The organism is Pseudomonas sp. NCIMB 10586, assembly GCF_023127895.1.
Taxonomy (GTDB): Bacteria; Pseudomonadota; Gammaproteobacteria; order Pseudomonadales; family Pseudomonadaceae; genus Aquipseudomonas; species Aquipseudomonas synxantha_A.
Map to the genome: position 1 here is coordinate 592,911 of NZ_SPKQ01000042.1, position 18,559 is coordinate 611,469.

The window sequence follows — 18,559 nt, forward strand, 5'->3', positions numbered from 1 at the left end:
AAAAAAGCACTTTTAAGACTGGAATAAAAACGCCCGGCGCGGCCGGGCGTCTCAAGGGTCTTGCGGTAATCAGATGCGCTTGGCTTGCTCTACAGCGTTACCGATGTAGTTGGCCGGGGTCAGCAGTTTCAGCTCGGCCTTGGCGGCAGCTGGCATGTCCAGGCCGTCGATGAAAGTCTGCAGCGCTTCAGAGGTGATCCCCTTGCCGCGTGTCAGTTCTTTGAGTTTTTCGTACGGGTTTTCGATGTTGTAGCGACGCATCACGGTCTGGATCGGCTCGGCCAGGACTTCCCAGCATGCATCCAGGTCAGCGGCGATTTTCTGCTCGTTGAGCTCAAGCTTGCTGATGCCTTTGAGGCTGGCTTCGTACGCGATCACGCTGTGGGCAAAGCCTACACCGAGGTTGCGCAGTACGGTGGAGTCGGTCAGGTCGCGCTGCCAGCGAGAGATCGGCAACTTGCTGGCCAGGTGCTGGAACAGCGCGTTGGCGATGCCGAGGTTGCCTTCGGAGTTCTCGAAGTCGATCGGGTTGACCTTGTGCGGCATGGTCGACGAGCCGATTTCACCGGCAATGGTGCGCTGCTTGAAGTAGCCCAGGGAGATGTAGCCCCAGATATCGCGATCGAAGTCGATCAGGATGGTGTTGAAGCGCGCAATCGCGTCGAACAGCTCGGCAATGTAGTCGTGGGGTTCGATCTGCGTGGTGTAAGGGTTGAAGCCCAGGCCCAGTTCGTCTTCGATGAAGGCGCGGGCGTTGGCTTCCCAGTCGATCTCGGGGTAGGCCGACAGGTGGGCGTTGTAGTTGCCCACGGCGCCGTTGATCTTGCCCAGCAATGGCACGGCGGCCACTTGAGCGATCTGGCGCTCCAGGCGGTACACCACGTTGGCCAGCTCTTTGCCCAGGGTGGTCGGCGAAGCCGGCTGGCCGTGGGTGCGCGAGAGCATCGGCACATCAGCGAAACGGATCGCCAGTTCACGGATGGCGTTGGCGGTCTGGCGCATCAGCGGCAGCATCACGTCATCACGGCCTTCGCGCAGCATCAGGGCGTGGGACAGGTTGTTGATGTCCTCGCTGGTGCAGGCAAAGTGGATGAATTCGCTGACCTGGGCCAGTTCCGGCAGCTTGGCCGCTTGCTCTTTGAGCAGGTACTCGATGGCTTTGACGTCGTGGTTGGTTGTGCGCTCGATCTCTTTCACACGCTCGGCGTGCTCCAGGGAGAAGTTTTCCGCCAGGGTGTTCAATACAGCGTTGGCCTCGGCGGAAAACGCCGGCACTTCGCCGATGGCAGGGTGAGCGGCCAGGCGCTGGAGCCAGCGCACTTCAACCAGTACACGCGCACGGATCAAACCGTATTCGCTGAAAATAGGGCGCAGGGCCTGGGTTTTGCCGGCGTAGCGGCCGTCAACAGGGGAAACCGCAGTGAGCGAAGAGAGCTGCATGGGGTGTTCTCGGACAGTCGGGCAACGAAATGGGGCGCGTATCATACATGAAAAAATCCGCCGGTCCGTTGCCAACTGACCGGCGTATTACGCGTAACGGCTTGAAAATGGCCTGCTGATGCGACTTATTCGTTGCGCATCAACGGGTAAAGCTCTTTAAGCAATTTGCGTCGGCTGATCACCAGTTGCCAGCGATGTCCGCGCAACTGCCGCCACAACCGCGCCGAACGAATGCCGGCCAGGAGCAGCGCGCGGATCTTCGAGGCGTTATTGGGTTGCTGCAGGTTGCGCATGTCGCCGTGCACCTGGATGCGCTGGCGCAAGGTGCTCAAGGTGTCCTGGTAAAGCGCCCCGCAGGCCGCGATTACGTTCTCGTGGGCCGGGCCGAAGTGCTCAACCTGGGACTGGATTTGCGGCAGGCGCTTGCCGATGGTTTCCAGCAGGTCGTCGCGCTTGGCTAGCTGCCGTTCCAGGCCGAGCATCGACAGGGCGTAGCGCAACGGCTCGCGCTGCAGGGTGCTTGGGTCGCGTTCGAGGGCGCCGATCAGGGCGCGATAACCTTCGCGCAGGCTCAGGTCGTCGCCGCCGTACACGTCCAGGGTATCCTTCGGATCAACCACCAGCAGGCTGCCGAGCATGCACGTCAGGCCGGCCTCGGTCACCTGGCCGGTCTTGGCGATCTTGTCCACCAGGACTGCCGCGAGGAAGACCCCGCCCAGCGCCGTCAATTGCTCCTGGGTCGGGCTCATGCCGGATGGCTCCAGGCTTGCGCAACTTCAATCACGCCGCCGCCCAGGCAGATTTCGCCGTCGTAGAACACCACGGATTGGCCTGGGGTGACCGCACGTTGCGGGTCGTCGAAGGTCGCGCGGTAACCTGTGGCGGTTTTTTCCAGGGTGCACGGCTGGTCGCTCTGGCGATAGCGCACTTTGGCGGTCAGGCGGCGTGGCGCGCTCAGGTCGATCGGGTTGACCCAGTAGATCTCGGAAGCGAGCAGGGCGCCGGAGAACAGCAGCGGATGTTCGTTGCCCTGGCCGACCACAAGCACGTTGTTTTCCAGATCCTTGACCAGCACGTACCAAGGCTCTTCACCTGCGTCTTTCAGGCCGCCGATGCCCAGGCCCTGGCGCTGGCCAATGGTGTGGTACATCAGGCCATGGTGACGGCCGATCACTTCGCCGTCAGTGGTCTTGATCTCGCCCGGCTGCGCCGGCAGGTACTGCTTGAGGAAATCGCTGAAGCGGCGCTCGCCGATAAAGCAGATCCCGGTGGAGTCTTTCTTCTTGGCGGTGGCCAGGCCGTGTTTCTCGGCGATCTTGCGCACTTCGGGCTTTTCCAGTTCGCCGACCGGGAATAGGGTCTTGGCAATCTGTTCACCGCCGACGGCGTGCAGGAAGTAGCTCTGGTCCTTGTTCGGGTCCAGGCCCTTGAGCAATTCGGTGCAGCCATCGATATCGCGACGGCGCACGTAGTGGCCCGTGGCAATCAGGTCGGCGCCAAGCATCATGGCGTAATCGAGGAACGCCTTGAACTTGATTTCGCGGTTGCACAGGATGTCCGGGTTCGGCGTGCGGCCGGCCTTGTATTCGGCCAGGAAGTGCTCGAACACGTTGTCCCAGTACTCGGCGGCGAAGTTGGCAGTGTGCAGCTTGATGCCGATCCTGTCGCACACGGCCTGGGCGTCCGCCAGGTCGTCCATGGCGGTGCAGTATTCGGTTCCATCGTCTTCTTCCCAGTTCTTCATGAACAGGCCTTCCACCTCATAACCCTGCTCCATGAGCAGAACGGCGGAAACGGAAGAATCCACGCCGCCGGACATACCGACGATGACGCGCTTCTTTTGTGTGTCAGAAGGGGCTGGATCACGCATAGGGTTTCAACGGGTGTCTTGAAAAAGGACGCGATTCTATCAGGCCCGAGCCGCTAAGGCTAAAGAGAAGGGCGGATCAATTCGAGACTGTGCCGGTGGCCGGCCAGATAATCATCGATACAGCGGATGATCAGCTCGCTGCGCCAGTCATCGCGCACGGTCATCAGCTCGTTACGGGTCAGCCAGCGGGCGCGCAGGATGCCTTCGTCGAGTTGATAATCCGGGTGATGTTTCAGCGCCTTGGCGATAAAGCATACGCGCTGATAGGTCACGCCATTGCTCGGTGCGGTGTACAGGTAAATGCCGACGATGCCAGTGGGCTCGACATCCCAGCCGGTTTCCTCGAGGGTTTCACGCACCGCGGCCTCGGTGAGGGTTTCGTTCGGGTCCAGGTGGCCGGCGGGCTGATTGAGTACGGCGCGGCCGCCCTTGAGTTCTTCAACCATCAGGAAGCGGCCGTTGTCTTCGACGATGGTGGCGACGGTGATGTGGGGGAGCCAGGTCATTGCAAACCTCGGTATCGGGAAGGTGACTCGGTCAATGTGGGAGCTGGCTTGCCTGTGATGGCGGTGGGGCAGCTGCACCTGTATGAACTGACAGACTGTAATCGCAGGCAAGCCAGCTCCCACATTTGATTGGGTTTCTTCAATGAAGTCCCTACAAACAGAAACCCCGGCACTGGGCCGGGGCTTCTTTGCATCCTTACAACCTTACTTCAACTTGGCAATCGCCGCATTGAGGGTGTTGCTTGGGCGCATGGCCTTGCTGGTCAGCTCGGGGTTCGGCGCGTAGTAGCCGCCGATGTCCACGGGCTTGCCCTGTACCGCGTTGAGCTCGGCAACGATGGTTGCTTCGTTCTCAGCCAGGGTTTTTGCCAGTTCGCCGAACTGCGCTTGCAGTGCAGCGTCTTCGGTCTGGGCGGCCAGGGCTTGGGCCCAGTACAGCGCCAGGTAGAAGTGGCTGCCGCGGTTGTCGATGTTGCCGACTTTGCGCGATGGCGACTTGTTGTTGTCCAGGAACTGGCCGGTAGCCTGGTCCAGGGTCTTGGACAGTACCAAGGCTTTGGGGTTGTTGTAGGTCACACCCAGGTGCTCAAGGGAAGCGGCAAGGGCCAGGAACTCGCCCAGGGAGTCCCAACGCAGGAAGTTTTCTTCCAGCAGCTGCTGAACGTGCTTGGGAGCCGAACCGCCAGCGCCGGTTTCGAACAGGCCGCCGCCGTTCATCAGCGGCACGATCGACAGCATCTTGGCGCTGGTGCCCAGTTCCATGATCGGGAACAGGTCGGTCAGGTAGTCGCGCAGCACGTTGCCGGTCACCGAAATGGTGTCCAGGCCCTTGCGGGTGCGCTCCAGGGTGAACTTCATCGCATCGACCGGGGCCATGATGCGGATGTCCAGGCCTTCGGTGTTGTGGTCTTTCAGGTACGCCTGAACTTTCTCGACCACTACGCCATCGTGAGCGCGCTTGGGGTCCAGCCAGAAAATGGCCGGGGTGTTGCTGGCGCGGGCACGGTTGACGGCGAGCTTGACCCAGTCCTGGATCGGCGCGTCTTTGGTCTGGCACATGCGGAAGATGTCGTCGGCCTCGACTTTCTGTTCCATCAGCAGGTTGCCCTGACTGTCGGTGACGCGAACAACGCCGTCAGCCTTGATCTGGAAGGTCTTGTCGTGGGAGCCGTACTCTTCGGCTTTCTTGGCCATCAGGCCAACGTTTGGCACGCTGCCCATGGTGGTCGGGTCGAAGGCGCCATTGGCCTTGCAGTCTTCGATGACCGCCTGGTAGATGGTGGCGTAGCAGCGATCCGGGATCACAGCCTTGGTGTCGTGCAACTGGCCGTCGGTGCCCCACATCTTGCCGGAGTCACGGATCATGGCTGGCATCGAGGCGTCGACGATCACGTCGCTCGGCACGTGCAGGTTGGTGATGCCTTTGTCGGAGTTGACCATCGCCAGGGCAGGACGAGCGGCGTAGACGGCCTGGATGTCGGCTTCGATCTGCGCTTGCTGGTCGGCCGGCAGGGCCTTGATGCGGGCATACAGGTCGCCGATGCCGTTGTTCAGGTTGAAGCCGATCTGCTCAAGCACGGTAGCGTGCTTGGCCAGGGCATCTTTATAGAACTCGGCAACGATCTGGCCGAACATGATCGGGTCGGAGACCTTCATCATGGTGGCTTTGAGGTGAACCGACAGCAGCACGCCTTGCTTCTTGGCGTCCTCGATTTCGGCGGCGATGAAGCTGCGCAGCGCTTTCTTGCTCAGCACGGCGGTGTCGATGATCTCGCCGGCCTGGACGCTGGTCTTTTCTTTCAGGACGGTGGTGGTGCCGTCCTGGGCAACCAGCGCAATTTTGACAGCATCGGCGGCTTCGATCTGTACGGCTTTTTCGCTGCCGTAGAAGTCACCATTGCTCATGTGGGCAATGTGCGACTTGGAGTCGGCAGCCCAGGCGCCCATCTTGTGCGGGTGCTTGCGTGCGTAGTTCTTGACCGACAGCGGCGCGCGGCGGTCGGAGTTGCCTTCGCGCAGTACCGGGTTCACGGCGCTGCCCTTGACCTTGTCGTAACGTGCACGGGTTTCTTTTTCCGCGTCGGTGGTTACGGTTTCCGGGTAGTCCGGCAGGGCGTAGCCCTGGGCCTGCAGTTCCTTGATCGCGGCTTGCAGCTGCGGGGTCGAGGCACTGATGTTAGGCAGCTTGATGATGTTGGCTTCAGGGGTTACGGCCAGGTCGCCCAGTTCGGCGAGGTGGTCCGGGATAGCCTTGGTGCCCAGTTGCTCGGGGAAGCTTGCGAGGATGCGCCCTGCGAGGGAGATGTCGCGGGTTTCAACGGCAATATCAGCGGAAGCCGTGAAGGCCTCTACGATAGGCAACAGTGAATAGGTGGCGAGGGCTGGAGCTTCGTCGGTGAAGGTGTAGATGATCTTCGAGCGGGTGGGCATATTCGGATTAACTCTCTTCTTTGCTGAAAGCGTGCGCAGAAACTCGAGATGCGCCGGGTGGAGCGCGTTCGTTCAAAGTCATCCATGAGCGAAATGTCGAGGTTTCTTCGCGGTGATGTTGGGTTGCATCAGTCGAGCGTCAAGCGTTTGGACTATTGTAATAGTCCTGCTTTCTGGCTGAAGGCTACTGTCTAGAGCGGTCAACCGTCGTGACTCTTTGGTCAGCGGCGGCATTATACATAGGTCGCTATGCTTACGCAGAGCCTTCATACAAAAGGTGTGTCGTCCATTGGTCTAAAGGTCGCAGGGGCGGGGTTACGCCGAAAGTTGAATGATGTGCTCAAGATTGGCACTTTTCCCTTTTCTTTCAGGCTTGTAGGCGACAATTTATGCTGTTTTCGATGCAAATGAGCATGGCGCGAGGTTTCGGTCGCCATTTATCTGGAGTAGGCTCGAACGCAGCCAGATGTTCAATCCATAGATGGAGTTCAGCATGGGATACAAGAAGATTCAGGTTCCGGCAGTCGGCGACAAAATCACCGTCAATGCAGACCATTCTCTCAATGTTCCTGACCAACCGATCATCCCCTATATCGAAGGTGACGGTATTGGCGTCGACATCAGCCCGGTGATGATCAAGGTAGTCGACGCAGCTGTTGAAAAGGCTTACGGCGGCAAGCGCAAAATCTCGTGGATGGAGGTGTATGCCGGCGAGAAGGCGACCCAGGTCTACGACCAGGACACCTGGTTGCCCCAGGAAACCCTGGACGCGGTCAAGGATTACGTGGTGTCCATCAAGGGCCCGCTGACCACGCCGGTCGGTGGTGGTATTCGCTCGCTGAACGTGGCTCTGCGTCAGCAGCTCGACCTGTATGTGTGTCTGCGCCCGGTGCGCTGGTTTGAAGGCGTGCCCAGCCCGGTCAAGAAGCCAGGCGATGTGGACATGACCATCTTCCGTGAGAACTCCGAGGATATTTACGCGGGTATCGAGTGGAAAGCCGGTTCGCCTGAGGCGATCAAGGTGATCAAGTTCCTCAAGGAGGAAATGGGCGTTACCAAGATCCGTTTCGACCAGGATTGCGGGATTGGCGTCAAGCCGGTGTCGAAAGAGGGTACCAAGCGCCTGGCGCGCAAGGCCCTGCAGTATGTAGTCGATAACGACCGCGACTCGCTGACCATCGTGCACAAAGGCAACATCATGAAGTTCACCGAAGGCGCCTTCAAGGAGTGGGCCTACGAAGTGGCGGCTGAAGAATTCGGCGCGACGCTGCTCGACGGCGGCCCGTGGATGCAGTTCAAGAACCCCAAGACCGGCAAGAATGTGGTGGTCAAGGATGCGATTGCCGATGCCATGCTCCAGCAGATCCTGCTGCGTCCGGCTGAGTATGATGTGATTGCCACGCTCAACCTCAATGGTGACTACTTGTCCGATGCCTTGGCGGCGGAGGTTGGTGGTATTGGTATCGCGCCGGGAGCCAACCTGTCGGACACCGTGGCGATGTTCGAAGCCACTCACGGTACTGCGCCCAAGTATGCGGGCAAGGACCAGGTCAACCCGGGTTCATTGATTCTGTCGGCGGAAATGATGCTGCGTCATATGGGCTGGGTCGAGGCGGCTGACTTGATCATCAAGGGCACCAATGGTGCGATTTCTGCCAAGACCGTGACCTATGACTTTGAGCGCCTGATGGATGGCGCTACGTTGGTGTCGTCGTCGGGCTTTGGTGATGCGCTGATCAAACATATGTAAGCAGGCAGAGAAAACCGGCCGCCCTGATGATTCGGGGTGGCCGGTTTGCTTTCAATGCTTTGTTCAATAATTGATCAGGCGTGTTGCTTTTTTGAATGTAAGTCGGTGTTTCTGCTTTTCTTTTCGACGTTCGTAGTGGCAGGCGTATCAACGAGAACGATATTCGTGGCCTGCATTCCCTTTGGGCCTTGAACGATATCAAAGGTGACAGGCTGATTCGCTTTCACCGTTTTGTAGCCTTCCACTTGAATCGCCGAATAATGCGCAAAAAGGTCTTCAGTCTTGCCGTCTTCATTGATGAAGCCGTACCCCTTGGCATTGTTGAACCACTTGACCTTACCACTAGCCATTCCCATATCCCTCTGCACCAGACTCCATCACTGGAGTATCATCCAGTTTATCCGTCCTAACCCGAATAAATAAGGTTGACTGCGCGGACCTTTTTTACCCACTGTGGGCTCTATTGGTTGTAACACCGATTTGCCGATAGTCAAGGCGACCAGTCGGTCAGAGTTGAAATTCTGACAGCTCGCCCCCACCACTGTAATTGAACCACTGACGAACCTTTCTTTCCATGCATGCAAATAGCCAGATTCGACTAACATTCAATCAGGATCGCCCGGATCAGGAACATGACGACGACGGTTCTGCAGGCATTGCTGTTCAGGAGGCCAAGCCTGCTTTACAGGCACCGCCGATGTACAAGGTGGTTTTGTTCAATGATGACTACACACCGATGGATTTCGTCGTCGAAGTGCTCGAGGTGTTTTTTAACCTGAACCGCGAGTTGGCGACCAAGGTAATGCTGGCCGTTCACACAGAAGGACGGGCAGTATGTGGAGTGTTTACCCGCGACATCGCCGAGACAAAGGCCATGCAGGTCAACCAGTACGCCAGGGAAAGCCAGCATCCGCTACTCTGTGAAATCGAGAAGGACGGTTAACGCCGACCACTTGGGTATGAGGTGAAGCTATGTTAAACCGCGAGCTCGAAGTCACCCTCAATCTTGCCTTCAAGGAGGCTCGTTCGAAGCGTCATGAGTTCATGACCGTCGAGCACCTTTTGCTGGCACTTTTGGATAATGAAGCTGCCGCCACCGTTCTGCGTGCGTGCGGCGCCAACCTCGACAAACTCAAGCATGATCTGCAGGAGTTTATCGACTCCACCACGCCACTGATCCCCGTGCATGACGAGGACCGCGAGACCCAGCCAACCCTGGGCTTCCAGCGGGTATTGCAGCGTGCTGTCTTCCACGTACAGAGCTCCGGTAAGCGTGAGGTCACAGGCGCAAACGTGCTGGTGGCAATTTTCAGCGAACAGGAAAGCCAGGCCGTGTTTCTGCTCAAGCAGCAGAGCGTTGCCCGTATTGATGTCGTCAATTACATCGCCCACGGTATCTCCAAGGTGCCCGGGCACGGCGATCATTCCGAGGGCGAGCAGGATATGCAGGACGACGAGGGCGGTGAGTCTTCTTCTTCAAGCAACCCGCTGGATGCCTATGCCAGCAATCTCAATGAGATGGCGCGACAGGGGCGGATCGATCCGCTGGTCGGGCGTGAGAGCGAGGTCGAGCGTGTAGCGCAGATTCTCGCGCGGCGTCGCAAGAACAACCCGTTGCTGGTGGGTGAGGCGGGCGTGGGTAAAACCGCGATTGCCGAAGGCCTGGCCAAGCGCATTGTCGACAACCAGGTGCCGGACCTGCTGGCCAACAGCGTTGTCTACTCCCTTGACCTGGGCGCATTGCTCGCCGGGACCAAGTACCGTGGCGATTTCGAGAAGCGCTTCAAGGCGCTGCTCGGCGAGCTGAAAAAACGCCCGCAGGCGATCCTGTTCATCGACGAGATCCACACCATCATTGGTGCCGGTGCGGCCTCCGGTGGGGTGATGGACGCCTCCAACCTGCTCAAGCCATTGCTGTCTTCGGGTGATATCCGCTGCATCGGCTCCACCACCTTCCAGGAGTTTCGCGGCATTTTCGAAAAAGACCGTGCCCTGGCGCGACGCTTCCAGAAAGTCGACGTGTCCGAGCCTTCGGTTGAAGACACCATTGGCATCCTGCGTGGGCTCAAGGGGCGTTTTGAAGCGCACCACGGCATCGAGTACACCGATGAGGCCCTGCGTGCGGCGGCCGAGCTGGCGTCGCGCTACATCAATGACCGGCACATGCCGGACAAGGCCATCGACGTGATCGACGAGGCGGGCGCCTACCAGCGCCTGCAGCCGGTCGAGAAGCGTGTGAAGCGTATCGATGTGCCTCAGGTCGAGGACATCGTGGCGAAGATCGCGCGGATTCCGCCAAAGCACGTCACCAGTTCCGACAAGGAGCTGCTGCGTAACCTGGAGCGCGATCTCAAGCTCACTGTGTTCGGTCAGGATGCGGCGATCGACTCGCTGTCCACTGCGATCAAGTTGTCCCGTGCGGGCCTCAAGTCGCCGGACAAGCCGGTCGGTTCGTTCCTGTTCGCAGGGCCTACCGGCGTCGGCAAGACCGAGGCGGCGCGGCAGTTGGCCAAGGCCATGGGTATCGAGCTGGTCCGTTTCGACATGTCCGAGTACATGGAGCGTCACACCGTGTCGCGCCTGATCGGTGCGCCGCCGGGCTATGTCGGTTTCGATCAGGGCGGCTTGTTGACCGAGGCGATCACCAAGCAGCCGCATTGCGTACTGCTGCTCGATGAAATCGAAAAGGCTCACCCGGAAGTCTTCAACCTGCTGTTGCAGGTCATGGATCACGGGACGCTGACCGATAACAACGGGCGCAAGGCGGACTTCCGTAATGTGATCGTGATCATGACCACCAACGCCGGTGCTGAAACTGCTGCGCGAGCGTCTATCGGCTTCACGCATCAGGATCACTCTTCCGATGCAATGGAAGTGATCAAGAAGAGCTTCACGCCGGAGTTCCGCAACCGTTTGGACACCATTATCCAATTTGGTCGCCTCAGCCATGAGGTTATCAAGAGCGTGGTGGACAAGTTCCTCACCGAGCTTCAGGCGCAGTTGGAAGACAAGCGCGTGCAGCTGGATGTGACGGAAGCGGCTCGCAGTTGGATCGCAGAGGGCGGCTACGATGCGGCAATGGGCGCTCGCCCAATGGCGCGTCTGATCCAGGACAAGATCAAGCGGCCGCTGGCCGAAGAGATCCTGTTCGGCGAACTCTCCGACCATGGCGGCGTGGTGCATATCGACCTGAAGGACGGCGAGCTGACCTTCGAGTTCGAGACCACGGCAGAAATGGCCTGATCGCTGTGCAGCAACACAAAAAGGCGCCGAAAGGCGCCTTTTTGCTGACTTGAAATGCAATTCTCAGAACAATCGAGATCCAATGTGGGAGGGGGCTTGCCCCCGATAGCGGTGGTTCAGCAACAAATTAGTTGCCTGACACACTGCTATCGGGGGCAAGCCCCCTCCCACAATTTATGTGTATGCCACCCACACAAAAACGCCCGGCATAACCGGGCGTTTTGTATTGACTTGCTTAGCGAGCGCGGTAAGTGATGCGCCCTTTGCTCAAGTCATAGGGCGTCAGCTCGACGCGCACTTTGTCACCGGTAAGAATACGAATGTAGTTCTTGCGCATCTTGCCGGAGATATGCGCGGTTACGACGTGCCCATTTTCCAACTCCACACGAAACATGGTGTTGGGCAGGGTGTCGACGACAGTGCCTTCCATTTCGAAGCTGTCTTCTTTCGACATGCAGTAAAGCCCTCGGTATCCAGTGAATGGCCCGGTGCAACTGCGCCAGGCAAAAGCGGCGTGCATTGTGCCCGAAAAAGAGGGTTCAAGCCAAGGGGTTCTAGTTAAGTGTGACCCATCTTTGATTAATCAGCAGCTCAATGGGCCGATATTGGGTCTTGTAGTTCATCTTTTTGCAGTTCTTGATCCAGTATCCGAGGTACACCGCTTCCAGTTCCAGGCGCAGCGCTTCACCTATTTGCCAGAGGATCGCAAAGCGCCCGAGGCTGCGGCGTTCCTCTTCGGGTTCATAGAAGGTGTACACCGCCGACAGGCCGTTGGGCAGCAGGTCGGTCACCGCCACGGCCAGCAGCCGTCCATCGAGGCGGAACTCGTAGAAGCGCGAGAACGGCAGGTCACGTACCAGGAAGGTGGAAAACTGATCACGGCTGGGCGGGAACATGTCGCCATCGGCATGACGTTGCTCGATGTAGCGCTGATAAAGGTCGAAATACTCTTCGCTGTACTGCGGCTTGACCGCGTTTACCGTCAGGTCGGCGTTGCGTTTGAGAATGCGTTTCTGATTGCGATCGGGCAAAAATTGCGCGGCAGGGATGCGCGCGGGCACACACGCGTTGCAATTCTGGCAGTGAGGTCGGTACAGATGATCGCCGCTGCGCCGAAACCCCATCTCCGAGAGGTCGGCGTACACGTGCACGTCCATCGGCTGGCTGGGATCGAGGAACAGCGTGGTGGCCTGCTCGTCGGGCAGATAGCTGCAAGAGTGGGCTTGAGTGGCATAGAACTTCAAGCGCGCCAGCTCGGTCATGATCAACCCTCGGGATAAGCTTTGGAATAAGTGTAAGCCAGGTAGGCGAAAGTCGCCTACGAAACCCACGGTCCAGAGCTGGGTTGGTCCAAATGCTTGCGCAGCAAGTCAGCGAAGTCGCTGCGCGGTATGGCGCGGGCGCCCAGGCTGTGCAGGTGGTCATTGGGCATCTGGCAGTCGATCAGCACGAAGCCCCACGCCTGCAATTGACGGGTCAATGTGGCGAAACCGAATTTCGAGGCGTTGTCGGCGCGGCTGAACATGGATTCGCCAAAAAACAGCTGGCCCATCGCCAGGCCATACAGGCCACCTACCAGTTCGCCCTGGTCCCACACTTCCACGGAGTGGGCGTAGCCGCGCTTGTGCAGCGCCAGGTAGGCGTTCTGGATGCCTTCGGTGATCCAGGTGCCGTCCGCGTAGGCGCGCGGTGCAGCGCAGGCCTGGATGACGGCGGCGAAATCCTGGTCGAACGTCACGGTATAACGCTGTTGGCGCAGCAGTTTGCCGAGGCTGCGGGACACATGCAGTTCGTCGGGGAAGATCACCGTGCGTGGGTCGGGTGACCACCAGAGGATGGGCTGGCCTTCGGAGAACCACGGAAAGCAGCCATGGCGATAGGCCTGGATCAGGCGTTCGGCCGACAGGTCTCCACCGGCGGCGAGCAGGCCATTGGGTTCGCGCATGGCCTTGGCCAAGGGCGGGAAAGTCAGGTTGTCGCGTTGTAACCAGGTCAGCATGGCATCCAGGCTTATGGAAGGGGAGGGGAGTGGCAGGCAAGGCGTCTGCCGCACAAGCGTTGATTATTGTCGACCCGGCGCCAAGGGGCCAGCCCGATTAAGCCGTGAGGCCGGATTAGCATGAGCGGGTGTTTCTGCAACTCTGCGCATAAGGCGCGGTCGTAATCGGGGCTGGCACATGCCAGCCATTTGCCAAGTTTGTCTGGATTGCCAGATACAGCTCATAAGCCTTTGTCAGCAAAGGCAATGCATGCTCAAATTGAACAGGCTTTGACACTTCGATTGCCAAGGCTGCCAGGTGGAGGGCAAGTGTGTGGCATCGCGCACGCAAACCCGTACAATGCGCCCATTGTGGCGTTATCGCCATTTCACCTATCCGTGACCTGGTGTTAAAAGTAGATTCAGCAACATACGTTCATTTTTCAGCTGCTCGGGATAGGGCAGTCATGTGTAGTCATTCAACAGATGGACGCGCTAAAGGCGCAGGAAAAGACCCGTTTTGAAGAAATCCGCCGCAGCACCTAAAGCAGCAGTCGTACCGGCCTGGCGCCAGCACCTGCATTACCGACTCAAGGAAGGCGCACTGATTGCCATCGGTGCCCTGTGCCTGTTCCTGATGATGGCCTTGCTCACCTATGGCAAGGACGATCCGGGCTGGAGCCATAACAGCAAGATCGACGACGTGCAGAATTTCGGCGGGCCGGTCGGGTCCTACAGCGCCGATATCCTCTTCATGATCCTGGGTTATTTCGCGTACATTTTCCCGCTGCTGCTGGCGATCAAGACCTGGCAGATCTTCCGCCAGCGTCACGAGCCGTGGCAGTGGAGCGGCTGGCTGTTTTCCTGGCGCCTGATCGGCCTGGTGTTCCTGGTGCTGTCCGGCGCGGCGCTGGCGCATATTCACTTCCATGCACCCACCGGCCTGCCGGCGGGTGCGGGCGGGGCGCTGGGCGAAAGCCTCGGTGACCTGGCGCGGCGCACGCTGAATATCCAGGGCAGCACCTTGATGTTCATCGCGCTGTTCCTGTTCGGCCTCACGGTGTTCACCGACCTGTCATGGTTCAAGGTGATGGACGTGACCGGCAAGATCACCCTCGACCTGTTCGAATTGTTCCAGGGCGCTGCCAACCGCTGGTGGGCCGCCCGTGTCGAGCGCAAGCAAATGGTTGCCCAACTGCGTGAGGTGGACACCCGCGTCAACGAGGTGGTGGCCCCGAGCACGCCGGATCGGCGCGAGCAGGCCAAGGTCAAGGAACGCTTGATCGAGCGCGAGCAGGCCCTGAGCAAGCACATGTCGGATCGCGAGAAGCAGGTACCGCCAGTGATCGCTCCGGCACCGCCCAAGGCGCCGGAACCCAGCCATCGCGTACAGAAAGAGAAACAGGCCCCGCTGTTTATCGACAGCGCCGTCGAAGGCACCTTGCCGCCGATCTCGATTCTTGACCCTGCTGAAAAGAAACAGCTCAATTATTCCCCCGAATCCCTGGCGGCCGTCGGCCATCTGCTGGAAATCAAGCTCAAGGAGTTCGGCGTCGAAGTGTCGGTGGATTCGATCCATCCCGGCCCGGTGATTACCCGTTACGAAATCCAGCCGGCCGCCGGTGTAAAAGTCAGCCGTATTTCCAACCTGGCCAAAGACTTGGCCCGTTCCCTGGCCGTGACCAGCGTTCGCGTGGTGGAAGTGATCCCGGGCAAGACCACCGTGGGTATCGAGATTCCCAACGAAGACCGCCAGATCGTGCGTTTCTCCGAAGTGCTGTCGACCCCCGAGTACGACAATTTCAAATCGCCGGTCACCCTGGCCCTCGGCCATGACATCGGCGGCAAGCCGGTGATCACCGACCTGGCGAAAATGCCTCACCTGCTGGTAGCCGGTACCACCGGTTCCGGTAAGTCGGTGGGTGTCAACGCAATGATCCTGTCGATCCTGTTCAAGTCCGGGCCGGATGACGCCAAGCTGATCATGATCGACCCGAAGATGTTGGAGCTGTCGATCTACGAAGGCATTCCGCACCTGTTGTGCCCGGTGGTTACCGACATGAAGGACGCCGCCAACGCCCTGCGTTGGAGCGTTGCCGAGATGGAGCGCCGCTACAAGCTGATGGCCAAGATGGGCGTACGTAACCTGTCGGGCTTCAACGCCAAGGTCAAGGAAGCCCAGGACGCCGGCGAACCGCTGACCGACCCGCTGTACAAACGCGAAAACATTCATGACGAGGCCCCGCTGCTGACCAAGCTGCCGACCATCGTGGTGGTGGTCGACGAATTCGCCGACATGATGATGATCGTCGGCAAGAAGGTCGAAGAACTGATCGCGCGTATTGCCCAGAAGGCACGTGCCGCCGGGATTCACTTGATCCTCGCGACTCAGCGCCCGTCGGTGGATGTGATCACCGGCCTGATCAAGGCCAACATCCCGACACGCATGGCGTTCCAGGTATCGAGCAAGATCGACTCACGGACCATCATCGACCAGGGTGGCGCCGAGCAACTGCTGGGCCACGGTGACATGCTCTACATGCCGCCGGGCACCAGCCTGCCGATTCGCGTTCACGGTGCCTTTGTGTCCGATGACGAAGTACACCGCGTGGTCGAAGCCTGGAAACTGCGCGGCGCCCCGGAATACAACGACGACATCCTCGCAGGCGTCGAAGAGGCCGGCAGCGGTTTTGACGGTGGCAGCGGCGGTGGCGACGATGATGCCGAAACCGACGCGCTGTACGATGAGGCCGTGGCCTTCGTGCTGGAAAGCCGTCGCGCCTCTATCTCCGCAGTGCAACGCAAGTTGAAAATCGGCTACAACCGCGCTGCCCGCATGATCGAAGCCATGGAACACGCCGGCGTCGTCACTGCAATGAACACCAACGGCTCGCGTGAAATCATCGCCCCCGGGCAGATGCGCGACTGACCCCGGTGCCGCGTGGTAACACGCGGCACCGCCCTGACTACTCAATGAGGACTCCCATGCGCTTTATCCGCATGCTGTTGTTGCCGGCACTGGCCCTGACCGCTGTTTCGGCTCACGCTGACCCGGCTTCCGTCGCCAGCCTGAAGAATCTGTTGGACAAATCCCAGACCCTGACCGCGCGCTTCTCCCAACTGACCCTGGATGCCGGTGGCACCCAGTTGCAGGAAACCGCCGGTGAGATGGCTGTGCAGCGCCCTGGGTTGTTCTACTGGCATACCGAAGGCAAGGCTGAGCAGACCATCGTTTCCGATGGCCAGAAGGTCACCCTGTGGGACCCGGACCTGGAACAGGCGACCATCAAGAAGCTCGATCCACGCCTGAACCAGACACCCGCACTGCTGCTGTCGGGTGACGTGTCGAAAATCAACGACAGCTTCGACATCACTTCCAAACAGACCAGCAACGTGATCGAGTTCACCCTCAAGCCAAAATCCAAGGACACGCTGTTTGACACGCTGTCCCTGTCGTTCGGCAACGGTGTGATCAATAACATGCGCCTGGTCGACAGCGTTGGCCAGCGCACCGATATCCTGTTTTCCGGGGTCAAGGCCAACCAGCCGGTGCCCGCGTCCAAGTTCAAGTTCGACATCCCCAAGGGTGCCGACGTGATCCAGGAATAACCTGCCGAGAGGTTTCAAGCGCTGCCCATGGATCTGTTTCGAAGTGACCCGATTGCCCAGCCCCTGGCCGCACGCTTGCGTTCGACCAACCTGGATGAGTACGTCGGTCAGGAACACCTGCTCGCTCGCGGCAAGCCCTTGCGCGAAGCGCTGGAGCAGGGCGCGCTGCACTCGATGATTTTCTGGGGCCCGCCGGGCGTGGGCAAGACCACCCTGGCGCGGCTGCTGGCGAAAGTCTCGGATGCCCACTTTGAAACGGTCTCGGCGGTGCTTGCCGGGGTCAAGGAAATCCGCCAGGCGGTGGAAGTCGCCAAGCAGCAGGCCGGCCAGTACGGCAAGCGCACCATCCTGTTTGTCGACGAAGTGCATCGCTTCAACAAGTCGCAGCAGGATGCGTTCCTGCCGTATGTTGAAGACGGCACCTTGATCTTTATCGGCGCCACCACTGAAAACCCTTCGTTTGAACTCAACAACGCCTTGTTGTCGCGAGCGCGTGTCTACGTGCTCAAAAGCCTGGACGAGGCGGCGATGCAAAAGCTGCTGCAGCGGGCCTTGAATGAAGACAAGGGCCTGGGCAAGCGCCATCTGAGCGTCAGTGAAGAAGGCTTCAAGATCCTGCTCACCGCCGCAGATGGCGATGGCAGGCGTTTTCTCAACCTGCTGGAAAACGCCTCGGACCTGGCTGAAGACGGCGGCGAAATTGGCGTCGATCTGCTGCAAAGCCTGCTGGGTGATACGCGCCGGCGCTTCGACAAGGGCGGTGAAGCTTTCTACGACCAGATTTCCGCGCTGCACAAGTCCGTGCGCGGCTCCAACCCGGACGGTGCGCTGTACTGGTTCGCACGCATGATCGACGGCGGTTGCGATCCGTTGTACCTGGCCCGTCGCGTGGTGCGCATGGCCAGCGAAGACATCGGCAATGCCGACCCACGAGCCCTGAGCCTGTGCCTGGCGGCCTGGGAGGTGCAGGAGCGCCTCGGCAGCCCGGAAGGCGAGTTGGCGGTGGCCCAGGCCATCACCTACCTGGCCTGCGCACCGAAAAGCAACGCGGTGTACATGGGCTTCAAGTCGGCGCTGCGAGCGGCGGCTGAACATGGTTCGCTGGAAGTGCCGATGCACTTGCGCAACGCGCCGACCAAACTGATGAAGCAGCTGGGTTACGGTGACGAATATCGCTACGCTCATGACGAACCGGATGCCTATGCAGCCGGCGAAGACTACTTCCCCGATGCGCTGGAACCGCAGCCGTTCTATCAGCCAGTGCCCCGTGGCCTGGAGTTGAAGATTGGTGAAAAGCTCAATCACCTTGCTACCCTCGACCGTTTAAGCCCCCGCCAGCGGAGAAAATCATGATTCCCTTGGTCGTCGCTGTCTCGGCTGGTGGCATCGCCGGTACACTGCTGCGCTTTGCCACCGGCAATTGGATCAACGCCAATTGGCCGAAACACTTCTATACGGCGACGCTCGCCGTTAATATCGTGGGCTGCCTGCTGATCGGCGTGTTATACGGCCTGTTTTTGTTACGCCCGGAAGTGCCTGTTGAGGTGCGTGCCGGATTGATGGTTGGCTTTCTCGGCGGCCTGACGACCTTTTCATCCTTTTCACTGGATACCGTGCGCCTGCTGGAAAGCGGGCAAGTGCCGCTGGCGATTGGCTATGCGGCCATCAGCGTATTCGGCGGGCTGCTCGCCACCTGGGCCGGCCTGTCCTTGACCAAACTTTGATAACGAGAG

Annotated in this window: 16 protein-coding genes; 7 read left to right on the forward strand and 9 right to left on the reverse strand. The window is 59.4% G+C overall.

The window, feature by feature from the left end; translation table 11 throughout:
• Positions 1–69 precede the first annotated feature (69 nt).
• The 5 genes from purB to E4P01_RS18025 all read right to left on the reverse strand — a co-directional run bounded on the left by purB (position 70) and on the right by E4P01_RS18025 (position 6,246).
• Positions 70–1,440 (reverse strand): adenylosuccinate lyase, encoded by a 1,371-nt coding sequence (purB, locus tag E4P01_RS18005; RefSeq protein WP_005789106.1) that lies wholly within the window; start codon positions 1,438–1,440, stop codon positions 70–72.
• Positions 1,441–1,565: 125 nt separating this feature from the next.
• A complete protein-coding gene (gene hflD, locus E4P01_RS18010; protein ID WP_216091709.1) occupies positions 1,566–2,189 on the reverse strand; it encodes a high frequency lysogenization protein HflD in 624 nt (207 codons plus the stop codon).
• Positions 2,186–3,310 (reverse strand): tRNA 2-thiouridine(34) synthase MnmA, encoded by a 1,125-nt coding sequence (gene mnmA / locus E4P01_RS18015; protein WP_216091708.1) that lies wholly within the window; start codon positions 3,308–3,310, stop codon positions 2,186–2,188. Before mnmA ends, hflD begins: the two co-directional genes overlap by 4 nt.
• Before the next feature lie 59 nt (positions 3,311–3,369).
• Positions 3,370–3,816, reverse strand: coding sequence for an NUDIX hydrolase (locus E4P01_RS18020; protein ID WP_194438588.1), 447 nt, complete (start codon positions 3,814–3,816; stop codon positions 3,370–3,372).
• A gap of 204 nt (positions 3,817–4,020) precedes the next feature.
• Positions 4,021–6,246, reverse strand: a complete 2,226-nt coding sequence (locus E4P01_RS18025; RefSeq protein ID WP_216091707.1) for an NADP-dependent isocitrate dehydrogenase — start codon at positions 6,244–6,246, stop codon at positions 4,021–4,023.
• A gap of 493 nt (positions 6,247–6,739) precedes the next feature.
• Between E4P01_RS18025 and icd the strand changes: the two genes are divergently transcribed.
• Complete coding sequence (icd, locus tag E4P01_RS18030; protein WP_005789095.1) at positions 6,740–7,996, forward strand: NADP-dependent isocitrate dehydrogenase; 1,257 nt, start codon at positions 6,740–6,742, stop codon at positions 7,994–7,996.
• A gap of 74 nt (positions 7,997–8,070) precedes the next feature.
• On the opposite strand, the gene E4P01_RS18035 is transcribed toward icd, so the two are convergent.
• The gene (locus E4P01_RS18035; protein ID WP_050549411.1) at positions 8,071–8,352 is read right to left on the reverse strand and encodes a cold shock domain-containing protein; all 282 of its coding nucleotides are present in this window, start codon (positions 8,350–8,352) and stop codon (positions 8,071–8,073) included.
• 218 nt (positions 8,353–8,570) lie between these two features.
• Here E4P01_RS18035 and clpS point away from each other — a divergent pair, with 218 nt between their 5' ends.
• Positions 8,571–8,939 (forward strand): ATP-dependent Clp protease adapter ClpS, encoded by a 369-nt coding sequence (gene clpS / locus E4P01_RS18040; protein WP_005789091.1) that lies wholly within the window; start codon positions 8,571–8,573, stop codon positions 8,937–8,939.
• A gap of 29 nt (positions 8,940–8,968) precedes the next feature.
• Positions 8,969–11,239, forward strand: a complete 2,271-nt coding sequence (gene clpA / locus E4P01_RS18045; protein ID WP_032880624.1) for an ATP-dependent Clp protease ATP-binding subunit ClpA — start codon at positions 8,969–8,971, stop codon at positions 11,237–11,239.
• 235 nt (positions 11,240–11,474) lie between these two features.
• Here clpA and infA read toward each other — a convergent pair whose 3' ends face one another.
• The 3 genes from infA to aat all read right to left on the reverse strand — a co-directional run bounded on the left by infA (position 11,475) and on the right by aat (position 13,238).
• Positions 11,475–11,693: a translation initiation factor IF-1 gene (gene infA / locus E4P01_RS18050; RefSeq protein ID WP_002553999.1), complete on the reverse strand. Its 219-nt coding sequence runs from the start codon at positions 11,691–11,693 to the stop codon at positions 11,475–11,477.
• Positions 11,694–11,793: 100 nt separating this feature from the next.
• Positions 11,794–12,501 (reverse strand): arginyltransferase, encoded by a 708-nt coding sequence (locus E4P01_RS18055; protein WP_005789087.1) that lies wholly within the window; start codon positions 12,499–12,501, stop codon positions 11,794–11,796.
• Between the two features lie 56 nt (positions 12,502–12,557).
• A complete protein-coding gene (gene aat / locus E4P01_RS18060; RefSeq protein WP_005789086.1) occupies positions 12,558–13,238 on the reverse strand; it encodes a leucyl/phenylalanyl-tRNA--protein transferase in 681 nt (226 codons plus the stop codon).
• A gap of 499 nt (positions 13,239–13,737) precedes the next feature.
• Here aat and E4P01_RS18065 point away from each other — a divergent pair, with 499 nt between their 5' ends.
• From E4P01_RS18065 to crcB, 4 genes are read left to right on the forward strand one after another with little or no spacing between them, the layout of a single operon-like run.
• Positions 13,738–16,146, forward strand: a complete 2,409-nt coding sequence (locus E4P01_RS18065) for a DNA translocase FtsK (RefSeq protein ID WP_005789085.1) — start codon at positions 13,738–13,740, stop codon at positions 16,144–16,146.
• Positions 16,147–16,202: 56 nt separating this feature from the next.
• Positions 16,203–16,826, forward strand: a complete 624-nt coding sequence (gene lolA / locus E4P01_RS18070) for an outer membrane lipoprotein chaperone LolA (protein WP_003174700.1) — start codon at positions 16,203–16,205, stop codon at positions 16,824–16,826.
• A 27-nt stretch (positions 16,827–16,853) separates the two neighbouring features.
• Complete coding sequence (locus tag E4P01_RS18075; RefSeq protein ID WP_216091706.1) at positions 16,854–18,179, forward strand: replication-associated recombination protein A; 1,326 nt, start codon at positions 16,854–16,856, stop codon at positions 18,177–18,179.
• Positions 18,176–18,550 (forward strand): fluoride efflux transporter CrcB, encoded by a 375-nt coding sequence (gene crcB, locus E4P01_RS18080; protein WP_003192080.1) that lies wholly within the window; start codon positions 18,176–18,178, stop codon positions 18,548–18,550. The genes E4P01_RS18075 and crcB overlap by 4 nt, the downstream gene beginning before the upstream one ends.
• Positions 18,551–18,559 lie beyond the last annotated feature (9 nt).